Origin of the sequence: Vallitalea maricola (genome assembly GCF_036985595.1) — a bacterium.
Lineage (GTDB): Bacteria > Bacillota > Clostridia > Lachnospirales > Vallitaleaceae > Vallitalea > Vallitalea maricola.
Genome location: NZ_BTPU01000010.1, coordinates 1 through 19,824 on the forward strand (window position 1 = coordinate 1; position 19,824 = coordinate 19,824).

15 protein-coding genes are annotated in these 19,824 nt (G+C 31.2%); all 15 read right to left on the bottom strand.

Annotation, left to right across the window (positions count from 1 at the left end):
* Positions 1-393 precede the first annotated feature (393 nt).
* The 15 genes from AACQ14_RS03825 to AACQ14_RS03895 all read right to left on the bottom strand — a co-directional run bounded on the left by AACQ14_RS03825 (position 394) and on the right by AACQ14_RS03895 (position 19,808).
* Positions 394-1,200 carry a VanW family protein gene (locus tag AACQ14_RS03825; RefSeq protein WP_339362246.1) on the bottom strand — a complete coding sequence of 269 codons (807 nt, stop codon included), beginning with the start codon at positions 1,198-1,200 and terminating at the stop codon, positions 394-396.
* Positions 1,201-1,469: 269 nt separating this feature from the next.
* Positions 1,470-4,475, bottom strand: a complete 3,006-nt coding sequence (locus AACQ14_RS03830; RefSeq protein WP_339362247.1) for an alpha-mannosidase — start codon at positions 4,473-4,475, stop codon at positions 1,470-1,472.
* A 66-nt stretch (positions 4,476-4,541) separates the two neighbouring features.
* Positions 4,542-5,378, bottom strand: a complete 837-nt coding sequence (locus AACQ14_RS03835; protein WP_339362248.1) for a carbohydrate ABC transporter permease — start codon at positions 5,376-5,378, stop codon at positions 4,542-4,544.
* The gene (locus tag AACQ14_RS03840; RefSeq protein WP_339362249.1) at positions 5,371-6,297 is read right to left on the bottom strand and encodes a carbohydrate ABC transporter permease; all 927 of its coding nucleotides are present in this window, start codon (positions 6,295-6,297) and stop codon (positions 5,371-5,373) included. Before AACQ14_RS03840 ends, AACQ14_RS03835 begins: the two co-directional genes overlap by 8 nt.
* A 111-nt stretch (positions 6,298-6,408) precedes the next feature.
* Positions 6,409-7,722, bottom strand: a complete 1,314-nt coding sequence (locus AACQ14_RS03845) for a sugar ABC transporter substrate-binding protein (protein ID WP_339362250.1) — start codon at positions 7,720-7,722, stop codon at positions 6,409-6,411.
* Between the two features lie 46 nt (positions 7,723-7,768).
* Entirely contained in the window at positions 7,769-8,770 is a 1,002-nt protein-coding gene (locus tag AACQ14_RS03850) for a LacI family DNA-binding transcriptional regulator (RefSeq protein WP_339362251.1), read from the bottom strand.
* Positions 8,771-8,921: 151 nt separating this feature from the next.
* Positions 8,922-10,814, bottom strand: a complete 1,893-nt coding sequence (locus AACQ14_RS03855) for a GxGYxYP domain-containing protein (protein ID WP_339362252.1) — start codon at positions 10,812-10,814, stop codon at positions 8,922-8,924.
* 369 nt (positions 10,815-11,183) lie between these two features.
* Positions 11,184-11,858: an SIMPL domain-containing protein gene (locus AACQ14_RS03860; protein ID WP_339362253.1), complete on the bottom strand. Its 675-nt coding sequence runs from the start codon at positions 11,856-11,858 to the stop codon at positions 11,184-11,186.
* Between the two features lie 234 nt (positions 11,859-12,092).
* Positions 12,093-13,178, bottom strand: coding sequence for an aspartate-semialdehyde dehydrogenase (asd, locus tag AACQ14_RS03865; protein WP_339362254.1), 1,086 nt, complete (start codon positions 13,176-13,178; stop codon positions 12,093-12,095).
* Positions 13,179-13,434: 256 nt separating this feature from the next.
* Positions 13,435-13,971 carry a DUF5698 domain-containing protein gene (locus AACQ14_RS03870; protein WP_339362255.1) on the bottom strand — a complete coding sequence of 179 codons (537 nt, stop codon included), beginning with the start codon at positions 13,969-13,971 and terminating at the stop codon, positions 13,435-13,437.
* A 307-nt stretch (positions 13,972-14,278) separates the two neighbouring features.
* Positions 14,279-15,037 carry a nitroreductase family protein gene (locus AACQ14_RS03875; protein WP_339362256.1) on the bottom strand — a complete coding sequence of 253 codons (759 nt, stop codon included), beginning with the start codon at positions 15,035-15,037 and terminating at the stop codon, positions 14,279-14,281.
* 77 nt (positions 15,038-15,114) lie between these two features.
* Positions 15,115-15,423, bottom strand: a complete 309-nt coding sequence (locus tag AACQ14_RS03880) for an AzlD domain-containing protein (protein WP_339362257.1) — start codon at positions 15,421-15,423, stop codon at positions 15,115-15,117.
* Positions 15,424-16,182, bottom strand: coding sequence for an AzlC family ABC transporter permease (locus AACQ14_RS03885; protein WP_339362258.1), 759 nt, complete (start codon positions 16,180-16,182; stop codon positions 15,424-15,426).
* 110 nt (positions 16,183-16,292) lie between these two features.
* Positions 16,293-18,020 carry a ribosomal protection-like ABC-F family protein gene (gene abc-f, locus AACQ14_RS03890; RefSeq protein WP_339362259.1) on the bottom strand — a complete coding sequence of 576 codons (1,728 nt, stop codon included), beginning with the start codon at positions 18,018-18,020 and terminating at the stop codon, positions 16,293-16,295.
* Between the two features lie 429 nt (positions 18,021-18,449).
* Positions 18,450-19,808, bottom strand: a complete 1,359-nt coding sequence (locus tag AACQ14_RS03895; RefSeq protein WP_339362260.1) for a GntP family permease — start codon at positions 19,806-19,808, stop codon at positions 18,450-18,452.
* Positions 19,809-19,824: the final 16 nt, after the last annotated feature.

The window sequence follows — 19,824 nt, forward strand, 5'->3', positions numbered from 1 at the left end:
GTTATTGTTATAATTATGATATTACACCACACAAATACTTTTTTCATATAATCCCCCTTAATTAGATTGATACCCATCATTTTAATGAATTAATAAACTCAATATATTTCACCAATAGCCTGTAATAATACTGCCACTATAGAAGAATAAGTTTTTTGTAATTATAATTGAAGATAACTTAAAGCAAAATAGTATATGTATATGTGGAGTAGTGAGGCAGGACGCCGAACCCAGCTCTTTGCTCATGGACGAGCAAGTAGCTGGCGTAACATATACATATACTATTTTGCAAAAGCCACGTCAGAACAAAACTCTTTTTTCTGACTCACCTTAATATATAAAAAAAGATACACCAGAACTATTAAAATTCTACATGTATCTTTAAAGCACTTATTAACTTATCCCCTTCACAAAAGGTTTATATATCTCTTTCTTAGAATAAGTAAGCACTTCCTCATTATCTAATTGACTATATCTATTGGTTATGACTTCCCATCCTTTAACAAATTCAACTTTTTTACTATCTTCAGGAAGAAGTTCATTCACTATATTCTTTTCAACCCTGACATTGGTTGCAACTTCATCTCTAGATAGTATCTTACACCATATATACAAATCTTCTTTTGATACACCCATGTTAATTACTATATCTGAATTAGTGTTATTTTGAAACTTCAAATCTTTTCTTCCGTATACATAGGTTGCGTCTCTGCCAAGATCTACAAATCTGTCTTCTCCCCATAAGTCTGTACTATGATTATATTTTTCTAATATTTTCAGATTGCCATATAATACAGCATTAAACAAAACTGAACTATCTAGACAAAGCCCCCCACCTGTAGTATAAGTAGTTTTACCATTTCTGAAAACAGGTCCTTGTGCATATCCTTTCTGTATAGTCGCCTCTCCTAGAATCTTCCTTAAGGAAAATACCTGACTAGGCTTGAGCAGTGTTCCATTGATTGTATCTGCTCCTAGACTCATGTTATGTATTCTGCTATGATTTACCTCTCCTAATTCCTCTCTCCAATTAATATCTATTTTGTATTCAGATATCAGATGCCATCTACTAATATTTTCTTCATTCCCGATTTTCATATTAGTAAACTTAAGTAGCCAACCTTTTATAAAACTTTTCAAGTTATCCAAGAATAACCTTGTCCTAAGAAATTTCATCCCATTTTTTCGTTTACCAAACACAATATCTCCTCCTAATAGCATTATTAATATGTCTCAACTTATTTATTATACAATAATTAGTCTTTTTTAGTATTTCATAATAATTAAATGTTATTAAAACAATATTAATTTTTATTTACTCAGATATTAATAAATATTTGTTTGCCTAATAGTTTGTTTCACTTATTAAGACAATAAAAAATTTGGTTAATATTTAACTTTAACCAAATTTTATTATTATATTTCAAATAAATATATTTAATTCAATTATACATTCTAAGCCTATCTAATTAGATATTAACTTTCAATGTGTGTATCTCAAAAGGTTTGAATTTTAGATTAACTATACCTTTCTCAATTGGTATATCACTAGAATTTTCCTCCATCATATCAACCAATTTAACAGATTTCACATCAAAGTTAAAGAATATCTGAGAATTAACACTTGAACTGTTGTTTTCATACAATCTAACTATAATATCATTATCATCTTCTGCTTTTTTAACTGATTCAACCACTACATCTCCATCTAATATCTCAATGAATGACTTTGTCATTGGTAATTGCTCTTTACTTGAATTGACTTCTATGCAATTCAGTGGAATATTAAGTTCATCTGCTCTTTTAGCAACTTCTCCCGTTACATAATCTCCATTATGAGGATATAGAGAGTAAGTAAATTCATGTTTACCTCTATCAGCATTAATACCAGGATAATTAGTACTTCTCAATAAATTCAGATCTATAGTATTTTCTAGAACCTTATATCCATACTTGCAATTATTCATCAATGCTACTCCATAATCCCTTTGGGAAATATCTACCCATTTATGAGCACATATCTCGTATTTGGCAGATTCCCAGCTTGTATTTCTATAAAGCGGGCGTTTTATAGTACCAAATTGGATATCACATATTGCTTCTGTAGCATAAATGTCCACTGGGAAAGAAGTTCGTAACATTTTATTACTTTCTTGCCACTGAACTTCGGTTTTGAAATCAATTCTTCTACTATCTTTTGTTAGAATAACTTTTTGTATCAGTTTTGATTCTCCGAAGATATAGACTTGCTTCATAATTGCTTTTGGTCCATCTATATAGTTTTCTCTTGATTCTAATTGAAAACTGTCAAATGGTCTTTGGTCATAATTTATATCAAAATCCCATGCATCTCCCTGGTCATCATAAACAGCTAATACATTAGCTTCTACACCATCTTGTATAACCTCTCGTTGGAATTTTTTATCATATATTGACTTTATTGTTCCATCATCATTGAACTGTAATCTAATTAGTTCATTTTCTAAACAATCTTCTTTTACTACTAGTTTCTCACTAGTATCATCAATTTCTTTTTCGTCTACCACTAAATATCCCATTGGTGGTACTGATAAATATTGCCAATCATCTTTTACTTTTATCCACTCTTTACGTTCCCATGAGAGTGAATTAAATACCATATGTGGATTATCTATTCCATGGGTATTAATATTATCAGCTATTGCTTCGAGAGATTTTTGAATCATTTCTTTAGTTTTGTTCATTAATACTTGGTATCTATCAAGACTTTCATCATATACACGTTTAATAGATGAACCAGGTAGAATATCATGAAATTGATAGAGTAAAACTTCTTTCCATATTTCTTCAATTTCTTCTTGTGGATATACCATCTGAGCATTTATCTGTGCTAACATGGATGAAAGTTCTAATTCTCTCAACATTATTTCCATTTTTCTATTGTATTTTTTATTTTTTGCCTGTGAAGTAAAAGTACCTTGGTGCTTTTCAAGATATAACTCACCATTCCAAGTTTTATACTTATCAGAATCTTTGTCTATTCTTTTGAAGAAATCAAGTGAAGATTCTTGAACTACAGGTGACAATCCATTCAGATTTTTAACTCTCCCCAGTCTTTCCAAATGTTCTGCTCCAGGTCCTCCACCTCCATCGCCTATTCCAAACAGCATTAGACAGTTGTCAGAGACTCCTTTATCCAAGTATTGTGCCTCTGTCTTTTTAATTGCTTGAGGACTGGCTGAACTATTATATGTTCCTTCTGGAGGCATATGGCATAATATTTTTGTACCATCTATACCTTGCCAATTGAATGTATGGTGAGGGAATTGATTAATCTCACTCCATGACAATTTTATGGTCATAAAATAATCAACACCTGATTTTTTTAAGATTTGGGGCAATGAACCAGTATATCCAAAGACATCTGGGAGCCATAATATCTTCATATCTTTACCGAATTCTTCTCTGAAAAATCTTTTACCATATACGACTTGTCTAATCAATGCTTCTCCGCCAGAAATATTGGTATCAGGTTCTACCCACATAGCACCTTGTACTTCCCATCGCTCTTCCTTGATTCTTTGTTCAATTTTTTTATATAGACTAGGATAACGTTCCTTCATCCATACATAGAGTTGAGGTTGACTAGCTCCAAAAATATAATCTGGATAACGTTCCATCATCTCCAGTACTGTTGAAAAGGTTCTAGCTCCTTTTCTAATAGTTTCTCTAATAGGCCATAACCATGCAAGGTCAATGTGAGCATGACCAATAGCGCTTACTGTTAAAGATGGGTCGCCACCTTTTTTATTCAACTCACTCATCAATATTTTTCTTGCCTTGACTGCCTCTTCTTCTGTATAGTCTTTCAAGACTTTTGTAGCTTCATCTAATTTATAAAGTATACTCATATGCCTTGATTCACTATCAGGTAACTGAGACATCAATTCATATAATACTTGAAAATCATAATATAGAGCTCTCATCTCTTGGTTGCATACAGCAACACAAACCTCTTCCAGAGTACCCTCTTTACTATATCTACCAAATAGGTCATTACAACCTGTTTCTATCCATATATCAATTTTTTCTCCACCTTCAGAGTTTTCAAGGAACTGTACAACCTTTTTACCAGGTTTTCCCAAGGAAAAATCGAAAGAAGAACTTATATTTGTTAATCCTCTAATAGGACAACCTTCTTTATCAAAAACACAACCCTCACCATTAACGTCGATTAACAGAACGATTTTTTGCCCTTTTTGTGTCTTAGGAACTTCACCTGTAAAATTAAACCATCCACAATCCCATAATTGTCCCCAAGTTTCTCCTATGTGAACTTGCTTTTTCTCTCCATTACATCGTTCATGGAATGGAACTGGTTCTTTGGTAACCCATGCAACAGCATCTAATTCTGCCACTTTTTCATACATAGCTTTATTAACTTTATCAATCACGTTTTGAATATAGACATACATCTTTTTTTTATTATATGGCATAATTATACTTACTCCCATCTTATCTAACTTTGCTTAATTTCTGCTAATATTTTCTCACTAAAACAATTATTTAATTCCTGTCATACTGATTCCTTCAACAAATTTTTTCTGGAATATTAAAAATACAATTACTATTGGTGCTAAAGTCGTAATCAATGCTGCCGATTCTAGAATCATATCATACCCAGTCTGGAAATTAGTCTGAAATCCCATTAAACTAAGCTGAACTGTAAATACTTCTGCTTTGTTGGTAACTATCATAGGCCATAGATAATCATTCCACATCTGAGTATATGTTATTATGAAATATGTAGCTATCACAGGTCCTGATAATGGCAATACAACCTTAAAGAAAATTTTCATTTCACCAGCACCATCTATGTATGCAGATTCAATTATTGAATCAGGAAGGGTTTCTAAAAACTGTTTTGCAAGAAATATCCCTACAATATTGACTAATCCTGGTATAATAAGTGCAGCCAAAGTATTTAGAATGTTTAAATCTCTAACTAAAATATAGTTAGGTATTAATAATACTTCTGCTGGTACCATCAATGTTGATAGTAACATGACAAATATTATTTTTCTGCCTCTAAACTTCTTCTTTGCAATTACATAACCTACTAAAATTGCAATGAATGCACTTACCAAAGTAAATATTGTAACATAAATCAAACTGTTTTTGTATCCTATTCCTAAATTTGACATTTTCCAAGCCTGAACATAATTTTCAAAATGGAATCCTTTGGGCAATAAATATATTTTCCCCATTTCAGGCAAGAAATCTTTTGGTTGCAGTGAGTAAACTATCCTTAGATAAAAAGGGAATAGCTGAACAAATGCAAAGATACTCAAGATGATATAAAATATTGTGTTTCTGATTTTATTTTTACCCTTATTCATAAGTTACCTTCTCCCCTTCAAATCTAAATTGTATAATAGTAACAATTAGAATAAATATGAAAAATACAACTGCAATAGATGATGCATATCCCATTTTATTCTCAACAAAACCGTCCTGGTATATTCTAAGAACCACTGACATAGTACTGCCGATAGGTCCCCCTTTAGTAACAAGCTGCATTGGACCTATTACCTTAAAACTTTCAATTGTTGTGTATACTATATTTAATAAAATAATTGGTTTTAATAAAGGAATTGTAACTTTTTTGAAGATAGTCCAGTTACTTGCTCCATCAATCTTAGCAGCTTCATAGAATGTCTTAGGGATTTGTTTTAATCCAGCTAAATAAATAAGCATTCTTATTCCAAAACCTAAAAATAGTGGATAAAGCATCAATGATATCAACGCCATATCTGGGTCTGACAGCCAGGCTACAGATTTAATTCCGAAATGACCTAATATTGTATTCAAGAAACCATAAGGACTTGGATCGAAAATCCATTCTATCATTGTGGCTCCTACAACCTGTGAAACAAGTATAGGCCAGAATAACGCCGCCCTGAAGAACTTTTCTCCCCTTGAAATACAAGTAATCATGTAAGCTGTACCAAGTCCAATTAGATTATGTCCTATCACAGTGAATACAGTCCATATGAAGGTATTGTTAAAAGCTTTCCATAGACCTCCATCATTAGTAAATATACGAATATAATTATCTAATCCAACAAAATCTGGAGCTTTGAATATATTCCAATCAGTAAAACTAAGATATATTACTCTAAACAGTGCAAACAGAAAAAATATTCCCCAAAGAATTAATGGTATTGCAAGCATTCTATATGCTATTATTTCATTTTTATATTTGACTCTAATCCTCTTATAGCTTTTCTTATTTTCTTTAACAGCCTTACTTTTCATCATTAACCTTCTTTCAAAATAAGGGCTGTCTAATAATACTAACAGCTAATAGATTATTTAGCCTATATTATTAGATGCCCTATTTTATTTATGCAATTGTTGACTAGGATTCTATTTAATATTCTTTATCTCTTCGTCACATAATTCTTTTGCTTCCTTTAATGCTTCTTCTGGCTCTGCAACACCAGTCAGAACTTTTTGAATTGCATTTGAAAGATGCTTATCAATTGAAGGCCATGCTGGACTTCCTGGTCTTGATACAGTATTTTTAAATTGTTCAACAAATACTTTCCACTCTGGAGTATTAAACATTTCATCCTCTAATGAATCTTTTAATGAAGGCATTAGATTAGTTTGTTTTGCATAGGATAACTGTAGATCTTTATTGGTTGCTAGGAACTTACAGAAATCATATGCTTCTTGTTGATGTTTTGTTGCTTTTGTTATTGCAAGACTATATAATCCTAATGGTGCATATCCTGTAACACCGTCTTTCAATGATACTAATGGTGCAACATTCAAATTGGCTGTTTCATCAGCAGTAAGTCTATTTATATTCCAACATCCCATTTCTAATAACCCAATTTTACCTTCATAAAATTCATTTTCAAGGTATACATTTGGTGGTATTGCTCCACAACTAAGTAAATCATCTACTTGCTGTAATGCATTAACAGCTTCTTTACTGTCTAATGTACTTGCACTCCAATCGTCATTTAGAATAGAACCACCGTTTCTAGCAACCCATGAACTAAATTGGAAAGATAGGAATCCACTTCCCTTTGGATTAACTGGAACAGTATATCCATATACACCTTCTTCTCCTAAATCATTTATTGCTAACGCAACATCTTTTAATTCTTCGTATGTAGCAGGAACTTCTTTACCTGCTTTAGTCAATAAATCTTCATTATACATCAATGCTAATGTATTAGCGTCAAATGGTAATGCATAAACATTATCTTGATACATATTTGCTTTCCATGCTGATTCCACAAATTTGTCTTTGATATCATTTGCACCAAATTCACTTAACTCTAGAATTTGGTCATTATAACCTAAAGTTTGAACAAATACATGATCTATCTTTACAATATCAGGAGCTGTCTTTCCTGCTAGAGCAACTTTATAATTATCATAGTAATCAAAATTAGCTAACCATTCTGGTTCAATCTTAACGTTAGGATGTTCAGCCTCATATTCTGCTATGGCATCTAACAGTGGTTGCTTAAATTCATCTTGACTTGCCCACCAAATACTGAGCTTAACTTGTTTCTTACTATCTCCTTGTTGCTCGTTCACTTTACCATCCATTTTCTGAGAATCTCCATTGGAAACTGTTTCTTTTGAACCACATCCAGTAAATAAACTCATTACCATTAATATACTCATAACAAGAGTAAACCATTTTTTTATGTTAACCATATTATATCCTCCCTAAAACCTTAGACTTATGATATTTTTTTGTTGTTTATCTTATTGAAACTTGTCCTACAGAACCTGTTTTAATAATTTTGTATTTGTTTAGAATGAGATTTGATGATTGCTGCTTATTATCTATGATCATAGTTATTTGTTTTGCAGCGGCCTCACCCAATTTTTTATAATCTACTACTACCCTGCTGACTTCAGGAGTCAAGAAATAATCCATACCACCTAGTGCAAAAACGGAAATATCGCCTGGTATGTTAATACCTTTAGTTTTTGCTTCTTCATATACCCCAAGTGCCACTACATCTGATTCAGTAATAATTGCACTGAATTCTCCTTTTTCCAAAATACTACTCGCTAATTTCTTTGCTTTTATTATTGTATTATCACAGTTATATATATAAGAAGGTTCAAAATCAATCTGGTTCTCTGATAGAGCTTTTATATATCCTTTTAAACGGTCAGATGTAATAGTTAAATTAGGTTTACTGTTTATGAATGCAATCTTTTTATGACCATTTTGTATTAGCATTTTTGTTGCACTATAAGCTATTTCAATATTATCCACATCTAAACTGCTTAAGTTCTCATATGATTTTGGAGCTTTTCCAACCAAGACAATGGGCGTACCTGAACTAACAAAGTCTTTAATACGTATATCTTCAATTTCGGGATCTAAGATAATCGCTCCATCTATAGGTTCTATCCTTAACTTAGCACCTTTAGGTATCTTTTCATTATCTCTATCAATATATAAGATAACGTTATAATTAAACTCATTCAACTTCATAGCAACACCTTCAATGATTTGATGATGCATACTTCTAAACTCACCTAGATTTTCTAAAAACAAACCAATCATATAAGTTTTTTTGTTGGCTAGACCCGTAGCTAGTTTATTAGGATAATAATTCAATTCTTGCGCAGCCTTTAAAACTCTATCAGTAATTTCTTCACTTACATATTTAGTATTATTAAATACGTTGGATACAGTAGATTTTGAAACTCCAGCTAATTTTGATACATCATTAATTGTACTCATTCTATAACCACCTTTTTACCTTAAAATACTGCTTCAGACCGTAATAGTGAACCGGTTTTCTACTCCATAATATCATAATTATTAATATATGTAAATGGTAATTAACAATTATAATATCTACAAGGGCAAAAGGTGTTATGCATTAACTTGACTAAAAGAAACTTGTTGTAAAAGTAAATATATCATTGCATTGAGTAGTAATATTATCATCTACCGCAATAACTTTCCAATAATAATTTGTCCATGTGTCTAGTGTGATGGTTGAAGTATAATTACTAGTTGTAATACCTGAAACATCTATCTCAGGACTGGAAAAATCACTATTGTTATCTACAATGATTCTATAACTGTCTGCTCCTACAGAATCTTCCCAATCAAAAGCTGTATTTGTTTTAGAAACCCAAGTACTATTATTTGAAGGAGTTAATAATTTAAAAGTTTCAGCAGTCTGGCTGATGTTTTCTTTTATTAATCTAACAAATTCATCAGGTGCAACTACTCTCACATCAGAATCTAATCTATCAACAATATATTGTATAGTTGCTGGCAGATCATAATTGTTCCATGCATCAACTGCTATCATTGAGTATCCGCTTTCACTGTGAGTATCTGTAGGTTGACTATTAAGGTAGTTCACTACTTGATCTTTTTTATAAGCGTATGAAAGTCCATCTGCTAATTTCATACTAGTTGATATTACAGGTTTTCCATTGGACCATAAAATATCTCCATTGTAAGGACTACCAAAGTATTGTGTCCACTCATAATAGAATAAACCGTCGATATTAGACTGCATAGTATATTTATCCCATATCGAAGTATCATTGAAGGAATTCCTTCCAATTACAGCTACAATACCCATATCCAATTTACCCATATAATCATTTAATCTCTGAGTATGTAAATCAAGCTCACTTGCTGGATAAGATTTTGGATAAATGAATCCACTTCCAGAAGGTCCTACGATAAAGTTATCATTAGGAGTTGCTGATTCATAATACCAGTCTAATACAGATGGTGATATATCTATCATTCCAGGAGGCATTGTCCAACCTAATGCAAAATTACCTCTTGATTGACTTCCCCACCAATCATCTTCATTTCCTCTGTTAAGAGTCCATTGTAGGTTATCTCCATCTGATACATAGAATGTTACATAATGGACATTTTCCTCATTAGTAGCTTGTGCAGTATTTTGAGAATATGTTCCTGCAGAAAATCCGCTTAGAACTGATAAATTAAGTGCCCAATCAGAAGGAATGCTCATTACACCATTATAGGAACTGTTTGAAATAAACGCTTCTTCTGAACCACCGCTGGTATCTCCCCATCCAAAAACAACTGAATCAGGATCTAATTTTTGCATTATTGATGTTCTAAAACTTGAATTGCCATCATAAAAGACAAGAGCCTTGTTCATTGCTGCAAAATCTCTTAAGTGGGTTGAATGTTCATCATCTTCTTTTGCTTCTATGACAATACTGTGATTCAACTGGTTCCAATAGTTATCTACTACCCATGATTCGTTTTTACCAGTAACATCCTGCACTAGAGTTAATCCATTATTCTGTGCTGTTATTTCAATACTTGCTTCTACTGCAACAGCATCCAATACTCCTGCTAATGAATTAGCTGCATTCATAGAATCAGTACCCCCTTGATACAATATGTATCCATCAATATACTGACTGAATGTATTAATTAAATCCCATGCACTATTGACTTGTTGATAAGTTATCCCTTTTTTGCTTACCAGATCATTAAGATATCTTGAGTATGCATCTTCTGTAAAGTATGGATCTGAATCAATTATGTATATCTGTGATGATGTCTTATTAGCAACAATTCCTTGTAAAGTTGCTATCATAGTTCTTTCTGCATGGGTCATATTCTGAATATCAATAACATATAGATCAGTTGCCGTATATGCTGGTTTTGTATAATATGAACCATTAGAATAAGCATGGACATTATTAGCATTAAAAGTCGTCAATGTAAAAATTATGCATAGACTCAATAAAAAACTTAACACCTTTCTTTTCACAAAAATTCCTCCTAAATTCTATTATATTTCCTGTATTTAGTTGTTTGTTACTTTATGAATTTAAGATTAGTATACAATGAAGTTAGTTATTTATATCTTGCAAGATATATAAATTAGTTATTCAGTAAACCGGTTTTCTGTAATCATAGTAATATATATTTTGTAAAAAGTCAATACTTTTTTATAAAAATATAACCATTTTATAGTCATTTTAACTTTTTATACAAACAAAAGAAGTTACGCGTAGCTTTCAAAAGGAATTTTAACGTTAATAAAGTCTTTCCTTAAGACAGAAAAGGAGATTGTATCATAAACATTAATTTAAATTTCATGGTATAACCATAAAAATGTTTATAATACAACTCTCCTTTAATATTCAAATGTAGCTTCTACCATAGCTACTATACTCAGTTTACCTGATTGAACAGGTATTCCACCATCTCTATAAATAGCAGTTTCATAAGGTTTAATTTGATCACGCTTTGTCTTTTCTATGACTTTTATGGGTCGTGGATTAATCCTTGTTCTAAGTGTCATTCCTATATTTTCAGCTTTATCCCTAGCATTTATTACTGACAATTCTAATGCATCTTCATAGTATTTATCTGGTTCATCCACTGTAAAATTTAATCCTTGTTGATAATTCACACCATTCTTAACTGCATTTTGTATAATCATACCTACTGTATCAATATCAGTAACTGTTATTTCAATTACATGCCTTACTTCATAACCTCTAAAATCTTGTTTACCCTCTATATAATCATATTGTGGTACAACTGTGTATTGGATGGTCTTAATCTCTGTTTTGTTTACACCATCATCTACAAGCCCTTTGATTACTTGATCCATGATATTTTTATTTTCATCTTGTGCCATCACTACATCTTCATTTTTTGTTATAACACCTAATTTAAGAATTGCTGTATCTGGTTCCAATTCAACCTTACCGATGCCTACTACAGTTATTAATCTCCTGTCTTCACAGTTTATCTTTTCTTGATAGGAGGGAGGATATCTATCGTAACACATATTTGGTACCATATTTTCTCCTCAATAATATTATTCTTATATATAGTATGTTATGTCGTTATGAAATGTACTTATTGATTTATGTATTCTGGCAATATAAAAGATTGCCATCAGGCAACCTTTCATATTAATATATGCAATTATAATTATAAATAACTCAACTTTCCTACCTTTAAGTTAATGCAGGTAAATTAAGGGTTATTGATTTGGTTTCAATATTGAAGTGGGAAAGTTGAGTAAATAATTTTATTTTGCTGTAATATATCCTTCAGCTGTCAACAATTCAGCAATTAAAACTGCTCCACCAGCTGCACCTCTTAGAGTATTATGAGATAGACATACAAATTTGTAATCATATAAGTTATCTTCTCTAAATCTACCAACTGTTACGCCCATTCCATTTTCATAATTACGGTCGATTTTTGTTTGTGGACGATTGTCTTCTTCCATGTATTTCATAAATTGTTTCGGCGCTGATGGAAGTTTCAATTCTTGTGGTTTACCTGAATAACTATTTAATATACTAATAACTTCATTAACTTCAGGTTTTTCCTCAAAACTTATAGAAACTGCTGCTAAGTGGCCATCAGCTGCTGCAACTCTAATACATTGTGCAGAAATTACAGGCTCTGTAGCTGAAACAATCTTATCATTTTCGATTTTTCCCCATATTTTCATTGGCTCTTGTTCACTTTTTTCTTCTTCTCCACCAATATATGGTATTACATTATCAACCATTTCTGGCCAACTGTCAAATGTTTTACCAGCTCCAGATATTGCTTGATAAGTACACACATTAACTTTTGTAGGTTTATATTTCTTTAATGCATTGACAACTGGAACATAACTTTGAATTGAACAGTTAGGTTTTACTGCAATAAATCCTCTTTTTGTTCCAAGTCTTTTTCTTTGAGCATCAATTATTTTTAAATGCTCATCATTAATCTCTGGTATTACCATAGGTACATCTTCAGTCCAACGATTAGCTGAATTATTAGATACAACAGGTACTTCAGCTTTTGCATAAGCTTCCTCTAATTCACGAATAGTCTTCTTATCCATATCTACAGCACAGAAAACAAAATCAACCATTGCACTTATCTCTTCAACATTAGATGCATCCATCATAGTCATTTTACCGATTTTTTCAGGTATTTCTATTGATTGTGCCCAACGACCTTTTACTGCTTCATTATATGACTTTCCTGCTGATCTTGGACTTGCAGCTAGACATACTACATCATACCAAGGATGATCATGCAATAATGAAATGAATCTTTGACCTACCATACCAGTAGCTCCGATTATACCAACACGTAATTTACTTTCCATTTTTTATTACCTCACTTTTTAATGTTTTTATTGAATTAATTAAATATATCTTATATAATAAATAAACACAAATAATCAATTGTCTTTCTGACGTAAACATTTGTTTTTGTTATGCGTAGATTTTATCACGATTTTAAGAAAAAATCAAGCTTTTTAATAATTTATCTCTGTATTTTAGTAAAGTATTTTTGTATCTTATAATATATATATATTCTCAAACAGCAAAAAATCACTGATATCAGTGATTTTTTATTAATTAAACATGAACACTTGTAGTTGTAATTTTACCTTCTACTTTACTTAAGTTCTTAATCTTTAGTGTAGGATTTTTCACTTCATATTCATCTAAGATCTTTTCTAATATCTTAAATTCGTTCCTCTTCATTACTATTTCAACTTTATGTCGTCTATCGCCATTCATACCACGAGCAAGGAAATTATTGACTGTATATCCTTCTCTTCTAAGTTTTTCTGCGACTTTAATCATTTTTTCTCTGTTACTTAAAAATAAATCCACTTCAATAATCCCTAGAGCTAATCGCTCTTCAATCTTTCCACCTATAAACACACCAAATGTTCTACCACATGCATATGCTATTGTATAATGAAATCCTCCTGAACTAGTAACTTTCGTAAGTACTGATGCGAAAATTATTGCATCTATAAATACTAGAATATATACTGGGTTCATGATTTTCTTTGAAATCAATATTGTTTTAAGTGTAGCTAAAATATTAGTAAGAGAGGTGATTATGAATAATCCAACTAAAGTCAATATGAGTTCTTTTGTCATATTGCCACCTCCTTATATACTTTCTCATCAAATGAGATTTTGAGTTACTAAATTGTTAAATGCCTATTGCAAAATATGTAAGTATTATACCAGCCGCGGATTCTATAAATTAAAGCACATAGTTTACAAGTTAATTTTCTTTTAATATAAAAAGACTAATATCGCTATTAGTCTTTAATAATCACATATTAAAATTTTATATAAACAAATACATCTTGTTGCAATTTGATATTTACATAACCTTAATAACTTTTTGTATTATACCATAAAAAAATATATAATGCAAGTATTTTTTAGATAATCCTATTTATATCTTTATGCTCATGCAATAAATATAGTCTTTTATTTCCTCTATATCTTCTTTTATCCATGAATAATTTATTTTGTTAATATTCAACCCATACTCAAAATGAGCCATTCCTATACCCATATCAATATTACCCAAATTCATTTCCACGGATTTTGTATTTTGATAAAACCGTATTATATTATCTTTTTTTACTAGTCTCCATGGTTGCTTGTTTAGAGCTGAAGGAGCTAATCTAACAGCTTCATATGCATCATATAACACATCGTCTCTTGAAATTGATAAGGAATTACCAAGTTCTTTATCAAAAATTATTTCTTCAAAACCTTTTCTTTTTCTAGCCTTATCTTTTCTTTTACTCTCATATGCTCCATATGCAATGACAGCTGGCACTATTTTGTTTCCCATTTTACTTTCACCGCAAAAGAACTTCTTATTGAATGTTCCCCCAAGCCAGCAAGTTCCTATATTCATTCTAGTCATACCAAGAATATTTTTTTCCATAATATAGCCATAGTCTATATAACCATTTGTGGAATAATCTACATAACCATACATGTAACCTGCCATTCCTCTAATCATTCCATAACTGAACTTCAGATGTTTAGTATTTGGTTTAATCAACTTAACATTAACTTTGTTTCCCAATATACCTTGTTGCTCATATTTAGTAATATTATCTAAGTATTCCTTTTGTTTATCGTTCAAATCTTGTTTTAGATATTTCCTAACAGAGTACCTATCATATATCATATCCATATAAACTATCACCACCTAAATAATTATATAATTAAGTATACGTTAAGTAAAACTAATTATCAATATATGGTAATAATTTAGATAAGTAATTCAAATATATACACCGTTAAAATTGCACTTACAGCTACTTTTATTAAGCTTTTATCAAAATAAGCTACTACCAATGCTACTACCAACCCTGCAATTGCAGAATACAAATGTTGTGTTGAGTACAGAATGCTTGGGAATGTCATAGCTCCCAATACTGCATAAGGCACATAACTTAAAAAAGATCGAATGAATCTAGATTTTATCTTACGTTTGAAAATCACTAAAGGTGCTACCCTTGGTATATATGTAACAAAAGCCATAACCATTACTGCTATGAATTGTTTGGTAACCGTCATCTAATCATCCTCCTTTGGAAACAGAAGAGCACCAAAAGATGATGCGATTATAGTTGCTATAATAATTCTCCAACCTGATGATATATGATTAAATACAGGAAGCCATGTCAAAACACAATTAATTGCTACAGCTATAATAACTACTATCAAAGCTGACTTGGATTTTTTGGAAGCAGGGACTATCAATGCAATAAACATAGCGTATAGTGCTATCCCCATAGAATTTTGAACATTTTCTGATAATACAGAACATGATAAAGCTCCTAATGCCGTTCCTAGTCCCCATCCCAAAAAAGGACCTGTAATCAGACCTAACATATAGCGAAAAGAAATTTCTCCATCTTCCATAGCTGCTAAAGTAAATGTTTCATCTGTAATTCCAAATGCTAATAAACACCTTCTGAAAAAACTCATAGGTTTCTTAATCTTTTGAGATAGAGCTAACGACATAAGCATATAACGTATATTTATAACTAATGTTGTTACTCCTATTTCCAAATACGATGCTCCTGCTATTATTAATCCAGTTCCAGCAAATTGTCCAGCTGAAGTAAGATTTGATAAGGATATAAAAATAGTCAGCCATATAGGTATTCCACCAGTTACTGCCATCAATCCAAATGTAAATGAAACAGGTATATAACCTAACGCTATAGGCATTCCCTTTTTCAATCCACTATAAAATTCATTATCCGTTAGGTCTTTGTTGCGTATCTCATTATACTGTCTTGCTGCTGCATAATCTTTCAGTTTTCTCACCCACTAATTAAAATACTGTCATTTTGCTGTATATATTGTAACAATATATATAATAATGGATGGATTAAATTTGTCAAGTTTTTAAGAGAAATTTATGCATAATTATTAATTTATTTGTTTATTAATTGCATCAAATCCTTCTTTTCTTGAATCAGTAATTTGAATTCTTCATCAAGAATTGTATAGCGTTCATCTTGTACATTTAATAGACTAAGCTCTCCTAGTATCTTGGCAATACGATTTTCAACAATGATTAATTTTTCTTGATTAACTTTTTTATTACATCTTTTATCTCTATTTTCTAGCTTTAGCATATGCTCCTTGAATGAATCTTCTTTCCTATATATCTTACCATCTTCAAAAATCAATACTTTATCACATAACTTTTCTAACAGGTATCTATCATGTGAAACGATGATTATTGTTCCTTGATAGTCTCCCAGAGTTTTTTCCAGCATCTCACGACTATTGAGGTCTAAATGGTTGGTAGGCTCATCTAATATAAGAACATTGTTTTCCATCATTATCATATAAGCTATTTTAACTCTTGTTTTCTCCCCTACGCTAAGATTTTTAATTTTAGTATTAACCATCTTTTTTGTGAAACCCATATTGGCTAATAGTGTTTGAAGAGTACCTCTTACTTGATAATCATCTATATCAAAGAACTGTATCACTGTTTTATCTATATTCATTTCGCCTACATCTTGACTTAGATATGCTATTTTTGTTGAAGGGCTAAGATAAATCTCTCCATCGTCTAATTTTATTTCATTGAGTATAGCTTTTATGAGGGTTGTTTTACCACAACCATTTCTACCATATAATCCAATTTTCTCTTTGGATTTAATGTAAAATGAACTGTTTTCAAACAAAGATTTATCATCAAATCTCTTACCTATATTATTCGCCTCAAGTACCTTATTGCTTTTTGAATTGTTATTGAACTGAAATGTTATCTTTTGTTCTTCTTGTGGCTTCTCTATTCCTTCGTAGCGTAGTTTTTCAATCTTCTTGATCTTAGACTTAACTTGTTTATCCTTTTTCTTGGCTCTGACTCTATACTTTTCTTTATAGCCATCTTTTTTAGTTGAATCTCTATGCCCTTTCGAAGACCATTGTTTTAATCTGATTATTTCTTTTTTAATAGCTTCTTTGTTTTTTTCTTGAACCTGATATTGATGTAATTGACTTTCATATCTTTTTTTCTTCTCGGTGTAATATGCTGAATAATTACCTTTATAACAATTAGCTATACCACCTTCAATTTCTATGACTCTATTACAAACTTGATCCATAAAATATCTATCATGGGATATAATTACTATTGTTCCTTCATATTTTTTAATATTAGTTATCAACCACCTAACACCTTCATAATCCATATGATTAGTTGGTTCATCTAATATTAGAAATTCTGGCTTTTGTGCCCATATTTTTGCAAGCGCCAATTTTGTTTTTTCTCCACCACTTAGATTTTCTAATCTTAAGGTATTATAATCTTCTATATTATCTACGCCTAATTCTCTTGATGTATGAAAAAAATCACTGATGCCTATTTTATCACTAGTTATAACCATATGATTGAATTCACCTTGGGTATAATAGGTGGACTGATGCAAATACCCTATTTTTATATTCTTTTTATGCCATATTAATTGTCCACTATCTTGGTTCAAGTTACCGGTAATGATATTAGCAAGGGTAGTCTTCCCTGCTCCGTTATTACCTACAATGGCTATTCTATCACCCATTTCAACATGAAAATTAATATTCTCTAATATGATTCTATCTTTGAATTCCTTTTTTATGTTAATACATTTTAATAACAACAACATATAATTTCCTCCTGTCCAACTTTGCTCTACAGGAAATCTAATATCTTATTTATTTCTAGCATTTAAGCAGAACTATCCCAACAATATAAAAAGCTGTAAGTTGAATTAGTTCAACTTACAGCAATAATTCTATATCATACCTATAATCTCTAAAATAAAGTCATAGAGAGCAGTATCCAACTTATTAGAATGTAAAGCAGTCATATAATAGTCACACTATATATATAATTTCAAACTAGTTCTTAGCTAAAAATGCACAAAGATATTGTATTCCATAGATTCAAATTATTATATAAATCTAAACAAATCTTATTACACATCTATTAAATTATTTCTTATCTAGCTAAAAACATAATATTCATTTTTGTCTCCTTTTCATTCTTTTATTTATTATTATATTATCAACCTATAATTAATTTGTCAATAACTTTAAATTAAAATAAATGATAATATCACTACTACAGCAAATGTTACAAGTCCTTGAATCAGTGTTGCCATTGTATGGGATTTATATGCTGTAGATACATCCATTCCGCTGAATTCTGTTACGACCCAGAAGAAACTATCGTTGGCATGAGATACTGTCATAGCACCAGCACCAATAGCCATAACTGTTAATACACTTCCCATTGTTGATTGAAGTCCTAATGCCCCTAATAGTGGTGCTACAAGAGCGGATGTAGTTACAAGTGCAACAGTCGAAGAACCTTGTGCTGTTTTTAATGCAGCTGCTATTATAAATGGTAATAAAATTCCTAGATTATATGTTGCTAATGTTTCGCCTAAATAACTCCCAATAGGAGTAGCTTTAAGAACAGCTCCAAGTGCTCCACCTGCTCCAGTTACCATAATAATTATAGCAGCACTTTTAAGACCTTCTCCAACCCATCCTGTTAAAGTTTCTTCATTTAACTTAGGTAATAATAGTAATGAGAAGAAGAATCCTATAACTAATGCATTTATTGGTTTACCAAGAAAAGCAAAGAAAGTATACGCTGAACCTTGACCAAATGGCTGAGTTGGGAAATTAGCTATTGATCCAAGAGTGATTAAGATAATAGGAATTACTATAGGTGCAAAAGCTTTCCATGCACTTGGCAATTTACCATATTTTTCTTTGATTTCTTCATATGAAAATTGTAATTTTTCTTCATCTTCTTTTGAACGATATTTTTTACCAGCAATCTTAGCCCAAAAATAACCTGCAAGCATACCTATCAACGCTATAAATATACCTATTAGTATAACTAGACCAAGTTTATCTTCAAGTCCTAAATTTCCTGCGGCTGCTATTGGTCCAGGAGTTGGAGGCACAAATGTATGTGTAGCATATAATCCTGTTGCCAATGCAACAGTCATCATAACCGATGATGCCTTTGTTCTTTTCGCAAGTGATTTTTTAAGAGAAGATAGAATAACAAAACCAGAGTCACAAAATACTGGAATAGATACAATATATCCGATGATACTCATTGCAAGTCCAGGTCGTTTTTCACCAACTACTTTTAGCACTGTATCTGCCATAGTTATAGCAGCTCCAGATTTTTCTAATATTGTACCAATAATAGTTCCTAATATAATAACAATACCAATATAATTAAGTATTCCGCCAAATCCGCTTCTAATTGTAGAACCGATTTCTAGCACTGGCATTCCTGCTGCTAAAGCAATTCCATAAGAAGTAATTAATAATGCGATAAATGGGTGAATTTTAAGCTTAGAGGTAGCCAATACAATAAAAGCAATACCTAGTAATAAGATTAGAATTAATACTGGTCCTTGAACCATTCAAAACCCTCCTAAT